This is a genomic window from Streptomyces sp. NPDC006235, assembly GCF_040613735.1.
Taxonomy (GTDB): domain Bacteria; phylum Actinomycetota; class Actinomycetes; order Streptomycetales; family Streptomycetaceae; genus Streptomyces.
This window is the reverse complement of sequence record NZ_JBEXSR010000027.1, coordinates 1-18,597: the sequence shown is the minus strand read 5'-3', so window position 1 is coordinate 18,597 and position 18,597 is coordinate 1. Positions and strand designations below refer to the sequence as shown.

The following is an 18,597-nucleotide window of genomic DNA, read 5'->3' as shown; positions in this document are numbered from 1 at the left end:
TGTGGGGGGTCAGGGGACGGAGTGCCCTCGAAGGGTGCCGTTATTCACACTTTTGCCGCTTATGACCAAAAGGTAGGGGCCGTGCGACGAGCTCGGTGTACTCGTCTCACGGCCCCGCGGAACGTCGTCAGGCGCCCACGTAGGCGGCCAGGTGCTCCCCGGTCAGGGTGGAGCGGGCCGCCACGAGATCGGCCGGTGTGCCCTCGAAGACGATCCGGCCGCCGTCGTGGCCGGCGCCGGGGCCGAGGTCGATGATCCAGTCTGCGTGGGCCATGACCGCCTGGTGGTGCTCGATGACGACGACCGACTTGCCGGAGTCCACCAGCCGGTCGAGCAGGCCGAGCAGCTGCTCCACGTCCGCGAGGTGGAGGCCGGTGGTCGGCTCGTCGAGGACGTAGATGCCGCCCTTCTCCGCCATGTGCGTGGCCAGCTTGAGGCGCTGCCGCTCACCGCCGGAGAGCGTGGTGAGCGGCTGGCCGAGGGTGAGGTAGCCGAGCCCGACGTCGGCGAGCCGCTCCAGGATCTTGTGCGCGGCCGGGGTGCGCGCCTCTCCGGCGCCGAAGAACTCCTCGGCCTCGGCCACGGACATCGCCAGCACCTCGCTGATGTCCCGGCCGCCGAGGTGGTACTCCAGCACCGAGGCCTGGAACCGCTTGCCCTCGCAGTCCTCGCAGGGGGTGTCGACGCCGGCCATCATGCCCAGGTCGAGGTAGATGACTCCGGCGCCGTTGCAGGTGGGGCAGGCGCCCTCGGAGTTGGCGCTGAAGAGGGCCGGCTTCACGCCGTTGACCTTCGCGAAGGCCTTGCGGATCGGGTCGGCCAGCCCGGTGTAGGTCGCGGGGTTGCTGCGCCGCGAGCCCTTGATCGGGCTCTGGTCCACCGAGACGACCCCCGCGTCGGCGGGGATCGACCCGTGCAGCAGGGAGCTCTTGCCGGAGCCGGCGACACCGGTGACGACGGTGAGCACCCCGAGCGGGATGTCGACGTCGACGTCACGGAGGTTGTTCGCCGAGGCGCCCCGGATCTCCAGCGCGCCGGTGGCCTTGCGGACCGTCTCCTTGAGGGTGGCCCGGTCGTCGAGATGACGGCCGGTGACGGTGTCCGCGGCCCGCAGCCCTTCGAGCGTGCCCTCGAAGCAGACGGTGCCGCCCGCCGTGCCGGCGCCGGGACCGAGGTCGACGACGTGGTCGGCGATCGCGATCGCCTCCGGCTTGTGCTCCACGACGAGCACCGTGTTGCCCTTGTCCCGCAGCCGCAGCAGCAGGTTGTTCATCCGCTGGATGTCATGGGGGTGCAGGCCGATGGTCGGCTCGTCGAAGACATAGGTGACGTCCGTGAGCGAGGAGCCGAGGTGGCGGATCATCTTCACGCGCTGCGCCTCACCGCCGGACAGCGTGCCCGCCGGCCGGTCGAGCGAGAGATAGCCCAGGCCGATCTCCACGAACGAGTCGAGCGTCCCCTGCAACGCGGTGAGCAGCGGCGCCACGGACGGCTCCGAGAGCTTCCGGACCCACTCGGCCAGGTCCCTGATCTCCATCGCGCAGGCGTCGGCGATGCTGATGCCGTCGATCTTCGAGGATCTGGCGCCCTCGCTCAGCCGGGTGCCGTCGCACTCGGGACAGACGGTGAAGGTGACCGCCCGCTCCACGAACGCCCGGATGTGCGGCTGCATCGCCTCCTTGTCCTTGGACAGGAACGACTTCTGGATCTTGGGGATCAGCCCCTCGTAGGTGAGGTTGATGCCGTTGACCTTGATTTTGACCGGTTCCCCGTAGAGGAAGGCGTGCATCTCCTTCTTGGTGTACTCGCGGATCGGCTTGTCCGGGTCGACGAAGCCCGACTGGGCGTAGAGCTGCACGGTCCACTGGCTGTCCGACTTCCAGCCGGGGATGGTGAACGCCCCCTCGGACAGCGACTTGGAGTCGTCGTAGAGCTGGGTGAGGTCGATGTCGGAGACCTTGCCGCGGCCCTCGCAGCGGTTGCACATGCCGCCGGTGCGCTCGAAGGTCGCTTTCTGGGCCTTGGTCTTGGCACCGCGCTCGACGGTGATCGCGCCGCTCGCCCGGACCGAAGCGGTGTTGAAGGAGTACGCGCTGGGCGGACCGATGTGCGGCTTGCCCAGCCGGCTGAAGAGGATGCGCAGCATCGCGTTGGCGTCGGTGGCGGTGCCCACCGTGGAGCGGGGGTCGCCGCCCATCCGCTGCTGGTCCACGGCGATCGCGGTCGTCAGCCCGTCGAGCACGTCGACCTCGGGCCGGGCCCGGTTCGGCATGAAGCCCTGCAGGAAGGCGCTGTAGGTCTCGTTGATCAGCCGCTGCGACTCCGCCGCGATCGTGTCGAACACGAGCGAGCTCTTGCCCGAGCCGGACACACCGGTGAACACCGTCAGCCGGCGCTTGGGGATCTCGATGCTGACGTCCTTGAGGTTGTTCTCGCGCGCGCCGTGCACACGGATCACATCGTGGCTGTCGGCGACGTGCGGTCCGGACGACTCTCTGTCCGTCCTCGTGGCCATGCTCATCGGTCTCCCCTGTGTCGGGCGGCGCTGCCGCGGTCGGGCGATCTGGTCTCCCCGCGCCGGCCCGGAGGTGCGGCGCGGGGGTGGTGCGGGTGGATCCGTGGGCCGGCGCTACCGGGCCGTCACGGCTTGAGCTGCTGGATGCGGACCATGTTGCCCGCGGGGTCGCGGAAGGCGCAGTCGCGAACGCCGTACGGCTGGTCCACGGGCTCCTGGACCACCTCGGCGTCGCCCGCCTGCACCTGTTCGAAGACGGCGTCGACATCGCGCGTGGCCAGCACGATGCTGGCGTAGGTGCCCTTGGCCATCATCTCGGCGATGGTCTTGCGCTCGTCCTCGGTGATGCCGGGGTCGGCCGCCGGCGGATGCAGCACGATGTTCGTGCCGGGCTGGCCGACGGGGCCGACCGTGATCCAGCGCATGCCCTGGTATCCGACGTCGTTGCGGACTTCGAAGCCGAGGGTGTCGCGGTAGAACGCCAGGGCGGCGTCCGGGTCGTCGTGCGGAAGGAAGCTGGCGTGAAGGGTGAGGTCCATGGCCATCACGCTAGTTTCGGCCCGGGGTGGGCGCTTCTCGATTCCTGATCGGTCTGGTCACCTGTTTCGCCACGCACGACGGAATGCCCGCGGTGGCGAGGACGGCCTGGCGCCGGAAAGCGCTGGGCGGCATGCCGACCAGTTCCGTGAAGCGCGTGCTGAACGTGCCCAGCGACGAGCAGCCGACTTCGAAACACACCTCGGTGACGCTGAGGTCCCCACGGCGCAGCAGCGCCATGGCGCGCTCGATGCGGCGCGTCATGAGATAGCTGTACGGCGACTCACCGTAGGCGCGCTTGAACTCGCGGCTGAGATGCCCGGCCGACATGTGCACACCCCGGGCCAGCGCCTCGACGTCCAACGGCCGTGCGTACTCCCGGTCGATCCGGTCCTTGACCCGGCGCAGGAGGGCGAGGTCGCGCAGGTGCTGCGCCGGGGCGGGTCTGCTGCTCACATGCGCGATCGTGCCACATCGCACTGACATTCGGTTGCTTTCCGCGGGAAAGCGTGTATTCCGGATAGGCGCCCGTCAGGTGTAGTAGGTGTCGAACGTTCCGATCCACCATGCGGCGAGCGGCAGAACGCCCACCTGCACACCGGCCGTGATCCAGCACCGGCCCAGGACCGCGATTCCGAAGGTCCACCACGCCGTCGAGCGCAACGCGCTCACCACTGCGGCCTGGTATCCCTGCCCGGTGGGATCCATCATGCCGGGATAGCCCATCCAGTCCTCGGTGAAGACGCCGTCCGCCCCGAACACGATGGCCGTCGACACGAGCCACAGGTCGGCCAGAAAGGCCGTCACGGCGAGCGCCACGTCGAAGCGCAGGTACGCGGGTGCCGGCAGCAGCAGCCGCGCCGCGGGGTGTCCGTCGCGCCGCATCCAGTCCTCCGGCCAGACGCGGACGAGCGTGGCGGCGGCGTGCACCAGGGCGCCGGCCACCGCCGCCCAGCCACCCATGAACGCGAGCCCGAAGAACATCATCCCGACACCCACGCCGGGCCAGATGCCGCCCGCGCCGGAGTGGTTCCCTCCGTATCAGCAGCTGCCCGGGGTCAGGAACGCGGCGGGCTCCGGAGATACTCCGCATGAACGTTCCTGCCCGGTCTCACACCCCCGCCGCGGCCGCGTCCGTCCGCTTCGCCAGCGCTGCCGCCGCCGCGCCCACCAGCCCGGCGTCGGTGCCCATCTGGGCCGGGGCCACGGTCAAGTGCCGGACGAAGGACAGCGTCGCGTAGGCGCTCAGGGCCTTGCGCAGGGGGGCGAACAGGACGTCGCCCGCCTTGCCCACTCCCCCGCCGATCACGGCGATGTCGATCTCCACGAGGGTCGCGGTCGCGGCGATCCCGGCGGCCAGGGCCTGGGCGGCCCGCTCGAAGGACGCGACGGCGACCGGGTCGCCGGCCCGGGCCGCGGCGGCCACCGCGGCGGCGGAGGTGTCGCCGTCGGGACCGGGCCGCCAGCCGTTCTCCAGGGCGCGCCGGGCGATGTTGGGGCCGCTCGCGATGCGCTCCACGCAGCCGTGCGAGCCGCACGGGCACGGATCGCCGTCGAGGTCCACGCTGATGTGGCCGATGTGGCCCGCGTTGCCCGTGGGCCCGGCGTGCACCCGGCCGTCGAGCACCAGGCCGCCGCCGACGCCCGTGGAGACGACCATGCACAGCGCGTTGTCATGACCGCGGGCGGCGCCCTGCCAGTGTTCGGCCGCCGTGATCGCCACACCGTCGCCGATCAGCTCGACGGGCAGGTCCCCGGCCGCGGCCCGCACGCGCCCCACGAGCGGGTAGTCGCGCCAGCCGGGCACGTTCACCGGGCTCACCGTGCCCGCCGACCGGTCGACGGGACCGGCGCTGCCGATCCCCACGGCCGTGACCCGCGCCCACAGGGACGCCCCGGCGAGTTCGCCGAGCACCTGCTCCACGGCCCGCATCACGGTGTCGCCGTCCTCCCGGGCGGGCGTCGGCCGCTGGGCGCGGACCAGGATCCGTCCCTGACCGTCCACCAGAGCGCCGGCGATCTTGGTGCCGCCGATGTCGAGCGCGGCCACGAGGTCGGTGTGCATGAGTGTCGGAACTCCCCGTCTACGGTGAAAGAACTGGCCGGCCAGCAGCGGAGCACGGTCCGGAGATTGCGGTGGACAGTCTCCCCCGAGCCTGACAACGTTGTCCAGGCTCTATGCTCGACGCCACATCCTCATACAAACCCAGGACCGACGCACCCCCGTGGACCACAGGACAGGACACCGCACCGTGCCCCAGACCAACCTCCGATCCGCAGCGCGCTACGGCACCCGGCCGACCATGAAGGACGTCGCGGCACGGGCCGGGGTCGGACTGAAGACGGTCTCCCGCGTCGTGAACGGGGAGCCGGGCGTGACCCCGGAGACGGAGCGGCGCGTCCAGGAGGCGATCGAGGCACTCGGTTTCCGCCGCAACGACAGCGCGCGTGTGCTGCGCAAGGGCCGGACGGCGAGCATCGGCCTGGTGCTGGAGGATCTCGCGGACCCGTTCTACGGGCCGCTGAGCCGGTCGGTCGAGGAGGTGGCCCGCGCGCACGGCGCCCTGCTGATCAACGGCTCCAGCGCGGAGGACCCGGACCGGGAGCAGGAGCTGGTGCTCGCCCTGTGCGCGCGGCGGGTGGACGGGCTGGTGGTGATCCCGGCCGGTGACGACCACCGGTATCTGGAGCCGGAGCTCAAGGCGGGTGTCGCCACGGTGTTCGTGGACCGGCCGGCCGGGCACATCGACGCCGACGTGGTGCTGTCGGACAACTTCGGCGGTGCCCGGGACGGCGTCGCCCACCTCATCGCGCACGGGCACCGCCGGATCGGCTTCATCGGCGACATGCCCCGCATCCACACCGCCGCCGAGCGGCTGCGCGGCTACCGGGCCGCGATGGAGGACGCGGGCATACCGGTGGCGGACTCCTGGATGTCCCTCGGTGTCACCGACCCCGAGCGGGTGCGCAGGGCGGCCGGGGAGATGCTGTCCGGCCCGGAGCCGGTCACCGCGATCTTCGCGGGCAACAACCGGGTGACGGTCACCGTGATCCGCGTCCTCGCCGAGCATCCCCGCCGCGTCGCCCTGGTCGGCTTCGACGACATCGAGCTCGCCGACCTGCTCCAGCCGGGCGTCACCGTCGTCGCCCAGGACGCGGCGGCCATCGGCCGTACCGCGGCGGAGCGCCTCTTCCGGCAGTTGGACGGCACCCTCGTCGCCCCCGAACGCATCGAGCTGCCGACCAGGCTGATCACCCGCGGCTCGGGCGAGCTGCCCCCGGCGGACTGAGCGGCCCATGGACCATCCCACGGAACATCCGGAGCATATGGAGCACCTCACCGATCGCACGCTGCGCGCACTCGGCCTGGCCGAGGCCCCGCGCGAGCACCCCCTGCTCTACCCGGGCGCTTGGCCCGTCGGCTCCGGGCTCCTCGACGGGGACCGCTACCTGCCGCTCGACCAGCTCGTGCACGAGGACCGCACCCCCGTTCTCGCCATCGGCTCCAACGCCTGCCCGGGGCAACTGCGGCACAAGATGGAGGAGTTCGGGATCATGTCGCCGATCCCGATGGTGAAGGCGCGGGTGACGGGCGTCGACGCCGGCGTGTCGGCGCATGTGAGCCGCATGGGGTACGTGTCGGCCTCGCCGGTCAGCGCCCCGGACACCGTGCGGGAGTTGTTCGTCCTCTGGCTCGACGCCGAGCAGCTCGCCGTGATCGACGCGAGCGAGGGCGTGCCGGTGCCGACGGGCAACTACGACCGTGCCTGGCTGCCCTCGCCCGACGTGCGCATCGACTTCGAGGACGGCACCCGCCTGCCGGGCGCGTACGTGTACGTCAACCGGCACGGCGTCCTGCACGACGGCACGGGCGTGCCGCGCACCCACCCGGGCCAGCGGGCGCTGCTCACCGAACTGCTCGTCGGCCTGCCGCGCTTCCGGGAGCTGTTCGGTGTCGTGCCCGAGGAGTTCTGCGCACGGGCCCGCTCCGACCGGCGGCTGTGCGAGCGGGGGACGCGGCTGTTCGTCGAGGAGAAGCTGGTGACGGCCTCCGGGCTGGAGCGGTACGCGGCGGTGTCGCTGCGCGCTCAGCAGACCGGGAGCCCGGGGACGGGCGCGTCGTTGTCGCCGCCCTTGATGTAGACATCGCTGACCCAGACGTCCGTGTTGCCGCTGTCGTCGTCCGTCTTCGCCCACCAGACGTTGGTCCACCGGCCGTCGGTCTCCCGCCGGCCCAGGTTCTGCTGGCAGTAGAAGTAGTTGGTGCCGGCGTTGAGGACGCCGACCTCCGTGCCGGAGGCGGTGTACGACTTGGCGGTCTTCCAGACGGTGCAGTTGTGTTTGCCGCCGCCGATGGGGTCGCAGACCGGTGCGGGCGTGGGGGAGCCGCCGCCTGTCGTGCCGCCGTCGCCGGAACCGCCTGTGGTGGTGCCACCGCCGGTGGTACCACCACCCGGCTTGTGGCCGGTGGTGCCGCCGGAGGACTTCTCCGGGGCCGGGGCGGAGGGTCGGCCGGAGGACTCGGGCTTCTTGTCGTCCTCGGCCTTCTCGGAGGGGGACTTGCCCTCCTCCTCGCCCTGGGGGGTGGGCCTCTGCTCGTTCGAGCCGTCGTCGATGCGGCCGGGGTCGGAAGAGGCCGCCGCGTCCACGCCGGCGGCGTCGGTCCGGTTGCCGGGGTCCGGGTCGTCCGAGCCTCTGAGCACGGCGACCGTGGTGCCGGCCGCCGCGAGGACGACCGTGACGGCCGCTGCGGCGAGCAGGGCGCGGGTCTTCTTGCGGCGGGGGGCGGGGCTCGGGTTCATCGGGCTGGTCGGCGAGGTGCTGCCCGGGTCGGCCGGACCGGAGCCGTGGATGCCGGGGGTCGAGGCATGGGTGCCGGGGGCCGAGGCATGGATGCCGGCCCGAGTGGCGGGGCCCGGGCCTGGCGGTCCTGACATCTGCGAGCCGGGGCCCGAGGCCTCGGTGCCGGGGTTCGGAGTCTGCGGTCCTGACATCTGTGGGCCGAGGCCCGAGGCCTCGGTGCCGGGGCCCGGGCCCTGCGGTCCTGGCGCCTGCGGTCCTGACGCCTGCTGACCGGGTCCCGGGGGCTGAAGGCCGACGTTCGGGTCCTGCGGGCCGGGGCCTGCTTGCGCCGGCTGCCCGGTGCCCGGTCCGTCAGCCCCGGTCCGCTGTCCTGCCGCTCCTGGAGCCCCGGCGGCCCCGAAGGCCGCTGCCGGGCCGAACCCGGGCGTGCTCTGGCTCTCGTGCGGCCCGGCAGCGCCCGGCCGCGCCTGCTGCGGCGGCCCGAACCCCGGCGGCACCGACGGGGCACCACGCTCCGTCTCCGGGCGCGGGGACGGAGCGGGCACCGGCCCTCGCAGCGATGACGTCGGCGTGTCCGTGCCGCCCGAGTCCGCGATGGCCTGGAGCGTCTCGCGGGCCTGTTCCGCCTCCGGGCGGGCCTCGGGGCGCTTGTCCAGCAACCGCTGGAGGACGGGGGCGAGGGGCCCGGCGCGGCGGGGCTCGGGCAGCGGCTCGGAGACGATCGCGGTGAGCGTCGAGAACGTGGACGTACGGCGGAAGGGCGAGGCGCCCTCGACGGCCGCGTACAGCGTGGCGCCCAGGGCCCAGACGTCGGAGGCGGGGCCCGGGTCGGCACCCTGGGCCCGCTCGGGGGCGAGGTAGTCGAGGGAGCCGACGAGTTCGCCGCTGCGGGTGAGGTGCGTGGCCGAACCGTCGCCCGGGTCGTCCATCGTGGCGATGCCGAAGTCGGTGAGGACGACCCGTCCCGAGCGGTCGAGCAGGATGTTGCCGGGCTTCACGTCGCGGTGCAGGACGCCCGCCCGGTGGGCGGCGGCCAGGGCGTCCATGACCTTGGCGCCGATCCCGGCCGCCTCGCGCGCGTCCAGCGGACCGCGGTCGCGCAGTACGTCGTCCAGGGACGGCCCGTCGACCAGTTCCATGACGATGAGGGGGCGGCCGTCGACCTCGGCGATGTCGTGCACGGCGATGACGCCGGGGTGGCGCACGCGGGCGGCCGCACGCGCCTCGCGCTGCATCCGCACTCGCAGACCGGCCAGTTCGGGGCCGGCCGTGTCGGTGTAGGTGCGCAGTTCCTTGACGGCCACCTCACGGCCGAGGACCTCGTCGACTGCCTTCCAGACGACGCCCATGCCGCCGCGCCCCAGCTGGGCCGTGACGCGATAACGGCCTGCCAGCAGCCGGCCGGTCCCCTCGGCCTGCCCGTACTCCCCCGTCGACACCGCTGCCCCGTTCTCGTGACACCACTGGATCACTGACTCGTCAGTGTGTGGCGTACAGAGTACGGGGCGGCGGTGACACGGACAGCCGGTGGTGACGGCTGTGACAGGGCCGGTACGCGGGACGGAACCTCCGGGCAGGCCCGGGGAGAAGCGGTCAGGCGGACGCCGTCAGGTCGCCCCGCCGGGGCACCGCGAAGCTCTCCAGGTCGGCGCGGGTCAGACCGGTCAGCCGGGCGACCTCCCCGATGTCCAGGGCGCCGCAGTCCAGGCCGCGCAGCAGGTAGCCGCTGAGGGCCTTGGCGGTGGCGGGCTCGTCCATGACGTCGCCGCCTGTGCGGTTGGCGTAGCGGGCGAGGCGGGCGGCGGCCTGCTCGAAGCCCTCGCGGTAGAAGGCGAAGACGGCCGCGTAACGGGTGGGGATGTGGCCGGGGTGCATGTCCCAGCCCTGGTAGTAGGCGCGGGCCAGGGCGCGGCGGGTGAGACCGTAGTGCAGGCGCCAGGCGGCGTGCACCTTCTCGGTCGGGCCGATGGGCAGGACGTTGGTGGAGCCGTCGGAGACGCGGACGCCGGTGCCGGCCGCGGCGACCTGCATGACGGCCTTGGCGTGGTCGGCGGCGGGGTGGTCGCTGGCCTGGTGGGCGGCGGAGACGCCGAGGCAGGCGCTGTAGTCGAAGGTGCCGTAGTGCAGGCCGGTGGCGCGGCCCTCGGCGGCCTGGATCATGCGGGCGACGGTCGCGGTGCCGTCGGCGGCGAGGATGGACTGGCTGGTCTCGATCTGGATCTCGAAGCCGATCCGGCCGGGCTCCAGGCCGTGCGTCTTCTCGAAGGCGCCCAGCAGCCGTGCCATGGCGGTGACCTGCTCGGCGTAGGTCACCTTCGGCAGGGTGAGGACCAGTCCGCCGGGCAGGCCGCCGGCCTCCATCAGGCCGGTGAGGAAGATGTCGAGGGTGCGGATGCCCCGGGCCCGTACGGGCGCCTCCATGCACTTCATGCGGATGCCCATGTATGGAGCCGCGGTGCCGTCCTCGTACGCCTCGGCGATCAGCCGGGCGGCGCGTGCGGCGGCCTCGTCCTCCTCGGCGTCGGGGCGGTTGCCGTAGCCGTCCTCGAAGTCGACGCGCAGGTCCTCGATCGGCTCGCGTTCCAGCTTGGCGCGCACGCGCGCGTGGACGGGCTCGGCGAGTTCGTCCGAGAGACCGAGGACGGCGGCGAAGGACGCGGCGTCCGGGGCGTGTTCGTCGAGGGCGGCCAGGGCCCGGTCGCCCCAGGAGCGGAGGGTGTCGGCGGCGAAGACGTCGCCGGGGACGTAGACGGTGTGGACGGGCTGTCGGGTGCCGGGGTCTCCGGGGTAGCGGCGCTCCAGTTCGGCGTCGACCGGCGCGAGGGAGGCGCTGATCTCCTCGCTGACGGCGCCCGCGAGGCTCGTCGCCACCTTCTCCTGCCGGCCCTGACCCATTCCGAGACCCTCCTTTTTTCCGCTGTACGGAATCAACAATCCGTAGAGCGAAGTTATCGGCCACCCTTCCGCCTGGTCAACACCGTCTTGAAGTGGTGTTCCCCATCCTTCACCTTCGGCCACTGTCGACCCGCCTTCTTCTTCCGTATTCAGAAGGCAAGCTTCATCCTGACGTGCAAGGGGAGGGAGATCACGTGCCGAACGAGGTCGGAGTGACGCGCCGCCACGGGCTCAAGGCGGCGGCCGCCGCCGCCATCACGGGACCGCTGCTCACCACCGCGGGCCCGACACAGCCCGCTTCCGCCGGCGAGCACCCGGGCGCCCTGAACGTCATGACGTTCAACGTGCGCTTCGGGACCGTCGTCGACACGACACCGCGCTGGGACGTGCGCCGACCGGTGATGCGAGAACTGCTGCGCCGCGAGCGACCGCACGTCATCGGCACCCAGGAAGGGCTCTACCGGCAAGTGCGCGCGATCGAGAAGGATCTCGGCGGGCACCACGACTGGATCGGCACCGGACGCGGGGGCGGCAGCAAGGACGAGTTCATGGCGATCTTCTACGACACGCGCAGACTCGACCCGATCGAGTTCGATCACTTCTGGCTGTCCGACACCCCGTACACGATCGCTTCGAACACCTGGGGCGCGGACTGGCTGCGCATGGTGACCTGGGTCCGTTTCGCCGATCGCGCCGACGGGGGACGGGAGTTCTACGTCCTCAACACCCACCTGGACAGCGTCAGCCAGTACGCCCGGGAACGCTCGGCCGGGCTCATCGGCGAGACGATCGCCGGGTGGGACCGGTCGTTACCGGTCATCGTCACCGGCGACTTCAACGCGGACGCCCACAACAACCGGGTGCACGATCTGATGCTGGACATCGGACTGGTGGACGCCTGGGACGCGGCGGCGTCGCGGAGCCCGGCATACGGGACGCACCACGGCTACCGAAGGCCCAAGCCGGGCGGGCGGCGCATCGACTGGATCCTCACCACGCCCGGGGTGACCACGCACTGGGCCGGGATGAACACCTTCTCCATGGACGGGACGTACCCGAGCGACCACCTGCCGGTGCAGGCCTCGATGACCTTGGGATGAGCAGAGGCCCCCGTGACCGTTCGTGCGGTCACAGGGGCCTTCCACAACCCGAGTCGATCAGCCCTTGCGGGTCTTGATCTCCTCGGTCAGCTGCGGGACGACGTCGAAGAGGTCGCCGACGACGCCGTAGTCGACGAGGTCGAAGATCGGAGCCTCGGCGTCCTTGTTGATCGCCACGATCGTCTTCGAGGTCTGCATACCGGCGCGGTGCTGGATCGCACCGGAGATGCCGGAGGCGATGTACAGCTGCGGCGAGACGGACTTGCCCGTCTGGCCGACCTGGTTGGTGTGCGGGTACCAGCCGGCGTCGACGGCGGCACGCGAGGCACCGACGGCCGCGCCGAGGGAGTCGGCGAGGGCCTCGATGATCGCGAAGTTCTCCGCACCGTTGACGCCACGGCCGCCGGAGACCACGATCGCGGCCTCGGTCAGCTCCGGACGGCCCGTCGACTCACGCGGCGTGCGGCCGGTGACCTTGGTGCCGGTGGCCTTGTCGGAGAAGGTCACGGACAGCGCCTCGACCGCACCGGCGGCCGGGGCGGCCTCTACGGCCGCGCTGTTGGGCTTGACCGTGATGACCGGGGTGCCCTTGGAGACACGGGACTTGGTGGTGAAGGACGCGGCGAACACCGACTGCGTGGCCACCGGGCCCTCGTCGCCGGCCTCCAGGTCGACGGCGTCGGTGATGATGCCGGAGCCCAGACGCAGCGCCAGACGGGCGGCGATCTCCTTGCCCTCGGCGGAGGAGGGGACCAGCACGGCGGCCGGGGAGACGGCGGCGACGGCGGCCTGGAGGGCGTCCACCTTCGGTACGACCAGGTAGTCGGCGTACTCGGACGCCTCGTGCGTGAGCACCTTGACCGCGCCGTGCTCGGCGAGCGTGGCGGCGGTGTCGGCGGCGCCGCCTCCCAGCGCGACGGCGACCGGCTCGCCGATGCGGCGGGCCAGGGTCAGCAGCTCCAGGGTGGGCTTGCGGACGGCACCGTCCACGTGGTCGACGTAGACGAGAACTTCAGCCATGGGACTTCTTCTCTCCTGCTTGCGAAAGATGAGGGGCGGTCAGCGAATGCGGGGCTCAGATGAACTTCTGGCCCGCGAGGAACTCAGCGAGCTGCTTGCCGCCCTCGCCCTCGTCCTTGACGATCGTGCCCGCGGTACGGGCCGGACGCTCGGCCACGTTGTCGACCGTGGTGTACGCGCCCGCCAGGCCGACCTCCTCCGCCTCGATGTCGAGGTCGGACAGGTCCCAGGACTCCACCGGCTTCTTCTTGGCCGCCATGATGCCCTTGAAGGACGGGTAGCGCGCCTCGCCCGACTGGTCGGTGACCGACACGACCGCCGGCAGGGACGCCTCCAGGCTCTCGGAGGCGGCGTCGCCGTCGCGACGGCCCTTGACCGTGCCGTCCTCGACCGACACCTCGGAGAGCAGGGTCACCTGCGGCACGCCCAGACGCTCGGCGAGCAGCGCGGGGACGACGCCCATGGTGCCGTCGGTGGAGGCCATGCCGGAGATCACCAGGTCGTAGCCGGCCTTCTCGATCGCCTTGGCCAGGACCAGGGAGGTGCCGATGGCGTCGGTGCCGTGAATGTCGTCGTCCTCGACGTGGATCGCCTTGTCGGCGCCCATGGACAGCGCCTTGCGCAGGGCGTCCTTGGCGTCCTCGGGGCCCACCGTCAGGACGGTGATCTCCACGTCGTCGTCGGAGTTCTCGGAGATCTGCAGCGCCTGCTCGACCGCGTACTCGTCGAGCTCGGAGAGCAGACCGTCCACGTCGTCCCGGTCGACGGTCAGGTCATCGGCGAAGTGCCGGTCGCCAGTGGCGTCGGGCACGTACTTCACAGTGACAACGATCCTCAAGCTCACGCCGGCTCTCCTACTGCATCGTCATTTCCATGCTGCCTACTTGCAGGCAGCATAGGCGCCTCAAGCGGCCGATCCCGGTCGGGGCGATCCACGCTCCGAGCGAAATATTACTCGTCAGTACACCCAGTTCATTCCCGCTAAGCAAGCGCTTTGAACTGTGACCTTCGCAACGCAGCGTAACCGGAACTCGACCGTCACGCAGCCCGGGGGACGCGCGGATCAGTCGTGCAGGCGGTTGTAACGCCCCTGGTGGTAGAGGAGCGGCCGGCCGGTGCCCGTGTCGTCTCCGTGTACGACCTCCGCGATCACGATCCGGTGGTCTCCGGCGGGCACGCGCGCGACGACCCGCCCCACCAGCCAGGCCGGCACGCCGTCGAGCACGGGGACCCCGTCGGGCCCGTCCCGCCAGGCGGTGGGCGGCGCGAAGCGGTCGGCTCCGCTGCGGGCGAAGGTGGCCGCCAGTTCCTGCTGGTGCTCGCCGAGGATGTGGACGCCGACATGGCCGGCCGTCGCGATCACGGGCCAGCTGGAGGAGCCGGTGCCGACCCCGAAGGACAGCAGCGGCGGCTCGGCGGAGACAGAGGCGAGGGAGGTGGCGGTGAAGCCCACCGGGCCGGTGTCGCCACGGGCGGTGATCACGGCGACCCCTGCCGCGTGCCGCCGGAAGACCGAGCGCAGGAGGTCGGGCGTGGCGAGAAGGTCCGCAGGCATGGGGTCAGGCTGACGATAAATGGTTGGCGCAGTCAAGTTCGTTCCCGGATGTGGGAGATGGCTCACTGACCGGGTGGCGTCCCTCACACCGCCTCCCCCAGCGCGGCGATCACATCCGCCTTGCGCGGCTGGCCGGTGGCCCGCCGCACCACCCGGCCGTCGGCGTCGAGGACCAGCACGGTCGGGGTCTTGAGGATGTCCAGCCGTCGCACGAGGTCCAGATGGGCCTCGGCGTCGATCTCGACGTGGGTCACGCCCGGGACCATGCCGGCGACCTCGCCGAGGACCCGCCGGGTCGCCCGGCAGGGCGCGCAGAACGCGCTGGAGAACTGCACGAGTGTGGCCCGCTCGCCCAGGTCCGCGCCCAGTTCACGCGCGTCCAGCCGCTTGCCGTCGTCCCGCCCGCGCACCCGCACTCTCCCGCTCCGCCGCCGTTGCAGCACTCCGTAGGCGCTCGCCGCCGCGAGCACCAGTACGCACACCACCAGTCCGGTCATCACCTGCTGCAAGCGTTCACGAGACCGCAAAGATTCCCGCCCACCGCACCGGCCCGTGGTGCGGAATGCTTGGTTCCCATGGACATCGATGCACGAGGGCCGCGTTTCGGCGCGGCGGTGACGACCGTCGTCCTGGCGGTCGTCCTGGTCACGGGGAGCACGTGGCTGCTGGCCTGGCAGACGCTGGCGTTCCTGCTGGGCGCGGCCGGCGGGGTGGCCCGGTCGCCCTACGGGCTGCTGTTCGCCAAGGCCGTACGGCCGCGACTCGGGCCGCCGAGCGCGTTCGAGGCGCCCGAACCGCCGCGTTTCGCCCAGGCGGTGGGGCTGGTCTTCGCCGGACTCGGGCTCGTCGGCTATGCCCTGGGGCCCGGCTGGCTGGGTCTCGCGGCGACCGGCGCCGCACTCGCGGCCGCCTTCCTGAACGCCGCGTTCGGGTACTGCCTGGGGTGCGAGATGTACCTGCTCATGCGGCGGGTGACGGTACGCGCGGGGTAATGGGGGCGTAAAAGCACGAGGTGGGATCGGCGACTACGTGACGAGAATCTCCTCCCGCGCGGGCACGGGGGCTGGCTACCCGGCCGTTCTTGGGGCACGATCTGCGACAAGCCGTAAACCTACGGCTGCGTAACTTCCACTGGGAATCCCTTCCCAGGCAGAGCAGGAAGGGTCCGACCCGCCCATGGCAGAGCTCGTCTACCGTCCCGTCGTCGGTTTCGCCCGCACGCTGTTCAAGGCGTGGGACCTCAAGATCGACTGCCAGGGTTCGGAGAACATCCCGCGCTCGGGCGGCGCCGTGCTGGTGAGCAACCACATCAGCTACCTGGACTTCGTCTTCAACGGCCTGGCGGCGCTGCCGCAGAAACGTCTCGTGCGCTTCATGGCGAAGGAGTCCGTCTTCCGCCACAAGATCTCGGGCCCGCTGATGCGCGGGATGAAGCACATCCCGGTGGACCGCAAGCAGGGCGAGGCGGCCTACGCGCACGCCCTCGACTCGCTGCGGTCGGGCGAGATCGTCGGGGTCTTCCCGGAGGCGACCATCTCGCAGTCGTTCACGCTGAAGAGCTTCAAGTCGGGTGCCGCGCGCATGGCGCAGGAGGCCGGCGTCCCGCTGATCCCGATGGCGGTGTGGGGCACGCAGCGGCTGTGGACCAAGGGCCACCCCCGCAACTTCAAGCGCAGCCACATCCCCATCACGATCCGGGTGGGCGAGGCGATCGAGGCCTCCCGCGACAAGTACGCGGGCGCGATCACCCGCCAACTGCGCGAGCGCGTCCAGGAACTCCTGGAGGCCGCCCAGCGCGCCTACCCCGTACGCCCGAAGGGTCCGGACGACACCTGGTGGATGCCGGCCCACCTCGGCGGCACGGCTCCGACGCCGGAGCAGGTGCGGGAGGCCGAGGCACTCTGACGCTCCGGCGCAGTCGATCCGGCCTCCGGTCCCGCCTCAGAGCGCGGTGGGAAGTGTCCGCCACAAGTGGGGCCGGTCGACGGCCGACTTGAGGGTGTCGAGCACGGCCGGGTGAGGCGCGGCGTACAGGACCGGACAGTCGGTCTCGCCGAGCGCCGGATCGGGCGTGAAGGCGAGCCGCTCGCCGTCGAGGGAGAACTGCGCGTCCACCCCCGGTTTGTTGCCCCGGGGGTCCTGGCGGTGCCACGCCCCGTTGAACCGCACGGCGACCAGACCGTGCACGACGTCGAACGTCTGGTAGCACAACGCGGTCGGGATGTCCTCGGCGCGGAGCAGCGCCGCGAGCGCGTGGGCCTTGGCGTAACAGATGCCGGTGCGCTGCTCCAGGACATCGGAAGCGCGCCAGGTGACGCGCGGGTCGCCCGCATCCTGCGAGTGCGGGATGGTGTCGCGCACGAACTCGAAAGCCGCCCGCGCATACTCATACGAGTGCGCCACACCCTCAGCCAGCGTGGCCGCCGTCTCGCGAACGAGCGGATGGTGATGGTCTATCGCCTCGTCGGCCGCCAAGTAGGCGGAGAGGTCCGGGTTTTCCTGGATCAGCTGCATGCACGCAGAGCATAGGGACAAGATCAGTACGCAGTCAATTTATTTTCGAGCATTCGCATACTTATGCATGGCCGGAGAACGGCTGAACATCGCCGCAACCACTCCCCCGGTCACAACCCTTCCCCGGCGCCACGGGTCGGCATCCGCAGTTCCGTGACAAGGGGGAAGACATGAAGGACCCACGGCGCCTGATCGGCGCCGCGCTCGTGAGTGGTGCCCTGGCGGCGTCCGGAGTCGGGGCCGGGCCCGCGTACGCGCAGGAGAACCGGTTGTGGATCAGCGCGCCGTACGAGACGGTGCTGCCGGGCGCGGACACGGACGGCGGCGCGCGCGAGCGCAGTCTGGCCGTGGAGATCAGCCGGGACGTCGCCGACGACCGGGTGCCGGCCGGGCGCCTGACCGTCGACATCAGTGAGATCGCCTCTTTCGCGCGGGCGTCGTGGCCCGCGAACTGCGAACCCGAGTCGGAGGTCCGTGCGGTCTGCGACGTCCCCGAGATGCCCGCCGGGACGGAGAGGGTGCCGGCCGCCACCTTCGGGCTGCGCGCGCTGCCCGGAGCGGACACCGGCGCCTCCGGGTACGTGCGCTACTCGGCCGTCGCCGGAGAGGCGACGGCCCACCCGGCCGAGACCAGGGTCGGCGTCGGCAACGGTCCGGACCTCGGTCTGAGCCAGGCCGACTACCAGCACGACCTCAGGCCGGGCTCGAGGACGAGTGTGCGGGCCACGCTGTCCAACAGCGGCAACCGCACCGCGGAGCGGACACTGCTGTGGCTCAACGCCTCGTACGGGCGGCGTTTCGAACAGCGGCACGCCAACTGCGAGTACCGGGATCACGACACCGGCACGTCCGCCCTGTGCGTGCTGGACGAGGCGGTGGCACCCGGGCAGGAGTACGCGCTGAACACCGGTCTCGGCGTGGGCCGCAAGGCGCTGTACGAGCGGTTCGACCACTCCGTCCACCCGTACTCCGACGAGGCGCTGGCGCAGATGCGCGGCGACTGGACGTGGGCCCGGGGCACGGGCGCCGAACTGGACCTGCGTCCCGTGCCCGCCGCCCGGGCCGCGGCGGCGGACCCCGACATCGACCCGCAGGACAACTACCGGGCCGTCATGCTGAACGCCCGGAACACCGCCGACCTGAAGCTCGGCGGCAGCAGGGTGCGCGGGGCCGCCGGTGACACCGTCACCGCCCGGGTCACCGTGCACAACCGCGGTCCGGCCTGGGTGGCGTCGCTGGGCGCGGGCGCGGCCGTGGCGACGGTGCGGTTCCAGGCGCCGGAGGGCACCACGGTGATGGTGCCCCCGGAGGAGGAGTGCTGGACCTCGGAGGACCCCGCGTCCCCCACGACGTACTACTGCAAGACGCCGATCTACCTGCACGACAAGGCGTCGTACACCTTCGAGATCCCGCTGCGGATCGACCGGGTGGTGCGCGGCGCGCGCACCACCGTCGCCACCGTCAACGACGATTCCGAGCTGAGCATCAGGGAGTTCGACCCGAACCTGCGCAACAACAGCGCACGGCTCGTCGTCAACTGACGCGGCGGCCGCGAGGAGGTGGCCCTAGGCCGTGTCCGCAATGTCAGGGAAGCCAGAGCCTGAGACAGGCGATGGTGACCAGGGCTTGGTAGTGACGAGCGCGCTTGTCGTAGCGGG

General features: G+C 71.4%; 18 protein-coding genes. 6 read left to right on the top strand and 12 right to left on the bottom strand.

The annotated features are described in order from the left end of the window. Nucleotides 1-127: 127 nt before the first annotated feature. From ABZ192_RS27255 to ABZ192_RS27235, 5 genes are all read right to left on the bottom strand, one after another. Nucleotides 128-2,521 carry an excinuclease ABC subunit UvrA gene (locus tag ABZ192_RS27255; RefSeq protein ID WP_356927098.1) on the bottom strand — a complete coding sequence of 798 codons (2,394 nt, stop codon included), beginning with the start codon at nucleotides 2,519-2,521 and terminating at the stop codon, nucleotides 128-130. 119 nt (nucleotides 2,522-2,640) lie between these two features. Continuing rightward, nucleotides 2,641-3,054 carry a VOC family protein gene (locus ABZ192_RS27250; protein WP_356927097.1) on the bottom strand — a complete coding sequence of 138 codons (414 nt, stop codon included), beginning with the start codon at nucleotides 3,052-3,054 and terminating at the stop codon, nucleotides 2,641-2,643. A gap of 10 nt (nucleotides 3,055-3,064) precedes the next feature. Next, nucleotides 3,065-3,508 carry a helix-turn-helix transcriptional regulator gene (locus ABZ192_RS27245; RefSeq protein WP_356927096.1) on the bottom strand — a complete coding sequence of 148 codons (444 nt, stop codon included), beginning with the start codon at nucleotides 3,506-3,508 and terminating at the stop codon, nucleotides 3,065-3,067. A 75-nt stretch (nucleotides 3,509-3,583) separates the two neighbouring features. After that, nucleotides 3,584-4,051: a hypothetical protein gene (locus ABZ192_RS27240; protein WP_356927095.1), complete on the bottom strand. Its 468-nt coding sequence runs from the start codon at nucleotides 4,049-4,051 to the stop codon at nucleotides 3,584-3,586. A gap of 112 nt (nucleotides 4,052-4,163) precedes the next feature. Beyond that, a complete protein-coding gene (locus tag ABZ192_RS27235; RefSeq protein WP_356927094.1) occupies nucleotides 4,164-5,117 on the bottom strand; it encodes an ROK family protein in 954 nt (317 codons plus the stop codon). 160 nt (nucleotides 5,118-5,277) lie between these two features. Between ABZ192_RS27235 and ABZ192_RS27230 the strand changes: the two genes are divergently transcribed. Together ABZ192_RS27230 and ABZ192_RS27225 are read left to right on the top strand one after the other, a co-directional pair. Then, the gene (locus ABZ192_RS27230) at nucleotides 5,278-6,342 is read left to right on the top strand and encodes a LacI family DNA-binding transcriptional regulator (RefSeq protein ID WP_356927093.1); all 1,065 of its coding nucleotides are present in this window, start codon (nucleotides 5,278-5,280) and stop codon (nucleotides 6,340-6,342) included. 37 nt (nucleotides 6,343-6,379) lie between these two features. Then, nucleotides 6,380-7,195, top strand: a complete 816-nt coding sequence (locus ABZ192_RS27225; protein ID WP_356927181.1) for a hypothetical protein — start codon at nucleotides 6,380-6,382, stop codon at nucleotides 7,193-7,195. Here the strand turns inward: ABZ192_RS27225 and ABZ192_RS27220 are convergent. Further along, the gene (locus ABZ192_RS27220; RefSeq protein ID WP_356927092.1) at nucleotides 7,141-9,294 is read right to left on the bottom strand and encodes a protein kinase; all 2,154 of its coding nucleotides are present in this window, start codon (nucleotides 9,292-9,294) and stop codon (nucleotides 7,141-7,143) included. The genes ABZ192_RS27225 and ABZ192_RS27220 overlap by 55 nt on opposite strands. A gap of 154 nt (nucleotides 9,295-9,448) precedes the next feature. Then, entirely contained in the window at nucleotides 9,449-10,750 is a 1,302-nt protein-coding gene (locus ABZ192_RS27215; protein WP_356927091.1) for an aldolase/citrate lyase family protein, read from the bottom strand. 194 nt (nucleotides 10,751-10,944) lie between these two features. Between ABZ192_RS27215 and ABZ192_RS27210 the strand changes: the two genes are divergently transcribed. Next, the gene (locus tag ABZ192_RS27210; RefSeq protein ID WP_356927090.1) at nucleotides 10,945-11,850 is read left to right on the top strand and encodes an endonuclease/exonuclease/phosphatase family protein; all 906 of its coding nucleotides are present in this window, start codon (nucleotides 10,945-10,947) and stop codon (nucleotides 11,848-11,850) included. A gap of 57 nt (nucleotides 11,851-11,907) precedes the next feature. Here the strand turns inward: ABZ192_RS27210 and ABZ192_RS27205 are convergent, their stop codons facing one another. The 4 genes from ABZ192_RS27205 to ABZ192_RS27190 all read right to left on the bottom strand — a co-directional run bounded on the left by ABZ192_RS27205 (nucleotide 11,908) and on the right by ABZ192_RS27190 (nucleotide 14,922). Next, entirely contained in the window at nucleotides 11,908-12,870 is a 963-nt protein-coding gene (locus ABZ192_RS27205; protein ID WP_356927089.1) for an electron transfer flavoprotein subunit alpha/FixB family protein, read from the bottom strand. 55 nt (nucleotides 12,871-12,925) lie between these two features. Further along, nucleotides 12,926-13,714, bottom strand: coding sequence for an electron transfer flavoprotein subunit beta/FixA family protein (locus ABZ192_RS27200; protein WP_356927088.1), 789 nt, complete (start codon nucleotides 13,712-13,714; stop codon nucleotides 12,926-12,928). Between the two features lie 219 nt (nucleotides 13,715-13,933). Then, entirely contained in the window at nucleotides 13,934-14,425 is a 492-nt protein-coding gene (locus tag ABZ192_RS27195; RefSeq protein WP_356927087.1) for a flavin reductase family protein, read from the bottom strand. 83 nt (nucleotides 14,426-14,508) lie between these two features. Then, on the bottom strand, nucleotides 14,509-14,922 hold the full coding sequence (locus ABZ192_RS27190; RefSeq protein ID WP_356927180.1) for a thioredoxin family protein: 414 nt from the start codon (nucleotides 14,920-14,922) through the stop codon (nucleotides 14,509-14,511). Nucleotides 14,923-15,000: 78 nt separating this feature from the next. Here ABZ192_RS27190 and ABZ192_RS27185 point away from each other — a divergent pair, with 78 nt between their 5' ends. Both ABZ192_RS27185 and ABZ192_RS27180 read left to right on the top strand, forming a co-directional pair. Continuing rightward, nucleotides 15,001-15,417 carry a DUF4395 domain-containing protein gene (locus ABZ192_RS27185; RefSeq protein ID WP_356927086.1) on the top strand — a complete coding sequence of 139 codons (417 nt, stop codon included), beginning with the start codon at nucleotides 15,001-15,003 and terminating at the stop codon, nucleotides 15,415-15,417. A gap of 184 nt (nucleotides 15,418-15,601) precedes the next feature. Continuing rightward, nucleotides 15,602-16,330: a lysophospholipid acyltransferase family protein gene (locus ABZ192_RS27180; protein ID WP_356927085.1), complete on the top strand. Its 729-nt coding sequence runs from the start codon at nucleotides 15,602-15,604 to the stop codon at nucleotides 16,328-16,330. Between the two features lie 36 nt (nucleotides 16,331-16,366). Here ABZ192_RS27180 and ABZ192_RS27175 read toward each other — a convergent pair whose 3' ends face one another. Beyond that, nucleotides 16,367-16,939 carry a transglutaminase domain-containing protein gene (locus tag ABZ192_RS27175; RefSeq protein WP_356927084.1) on the bottom strand — a complete coding sequence of 191 codons (573 nt, stop codon included), beginning with the start codon at nucleotides 16,937-16,939 and terminating at the stop codon, nucleotides 16,367-16,369. 170 nt (nucleotides 16,940-17,109) lie between these two features. On the opposite strand from ABZ192_RS27175, the gene ABZ192_RS27170 reads away from it, so the two are divergent. Beyond that, nucleotides 17,110-18,480 (top strand): hypothetical protein, encoded by a 1,371-nt coding sequence (locus ABZ192_RS27170; RefSeq protein WP_356927083.1) that lies wholly within the window; start codon nucleotides 17,110-17,112, stop codon nucleotides 18,478-18,480. Nucleotides 18,481-18,597 lie beyond the last annotated feature (117 nt).

Coding starts and splice junctions, on each gene's coding strand:
- ABZ192_RS27255 (WP_356927098.1), bottom strand. CDS start 2,521: ATGAGCATGGCCACGAGGACGGACAGAGAGTCGTCCGGACCGCACGTC.
- ABZ192_RS27250 (WP_356927097.1), bottom strand. CDS start 3,054: ATGGACCTCACCCTTCACGCCAGCTTCCTTCCGCACGACGACCCGGAC.
- ABZ192_RS27235 (WP_356927094.1), bottom strand. CDS start 5,117: ATGCACACCGACCTCGTGGCCGCGCTCGACATCGGCGGCACCAAGATC.
- ABZ192_RS27225 (WP_356927181.1), top strand. CDS start 6,380: ATGGAGCACCTCACCGATCGCACGCTGCGCGCACTCGGCCTGGCCGAG.
- ABZ192_RS27215 (WP_356927091.1), bottom strand. CDS start 10,750: ATGGGTCAGGGCCGGCAGGAGAAGGTGGCGACGAGCCTCGCGGGCGCC.
- ABZ192_RS27205 (WP_356927089.1), bottom strand. CDS start 12,870: ATGGCTGAAGTTCTCGTCTACGTCGACCACGTGGACGGTGCCGTCCGC.
- ABZ192_RS27195 (WP_356927087.1), bottom strand. CDS start 14,425: ATGCCTGCGGACCTTCTCGCCACGCCCGACCTCCTGCGCTCGGTCTTC.
- ABZ192_RS27190 (WP_356927180.1), bottom strand. CDS start 14,922: ATGACCGGACTGGTGGTGTGCGTACTGGTGCTCGCGGCGGCGAGCGCC.
- ABZ192_RS27185 (WP_356927086.1), top strand. CDS start 15,001: ATGGACATCGATGCACGAGGGCCGCGTTTCGGCGCGGCGGTGACGACC.
- ABZ192_RS27180 (WP_356927085.1), top strand. CDS start 15,602: ATGGCAGAGCTCGTCTACCGTCCCGTCGTCGGTTTCGCCCGCACGCTG.
- ABZ192_RS27175 (WP_356927084.1), bottom strand. CDS start 16,939: ATGCAGCTGATCCAGGAAAACCCGGACCTCTCCGCCTACTTGGCGGCC.
- ABZ192_RS27170 (WP_356927083.1), top strand. CDS start 17,110: ATGAAGGACCCACGGCGCCTGATCGGCGCCGCGCTCGTGAGTGGTGCC.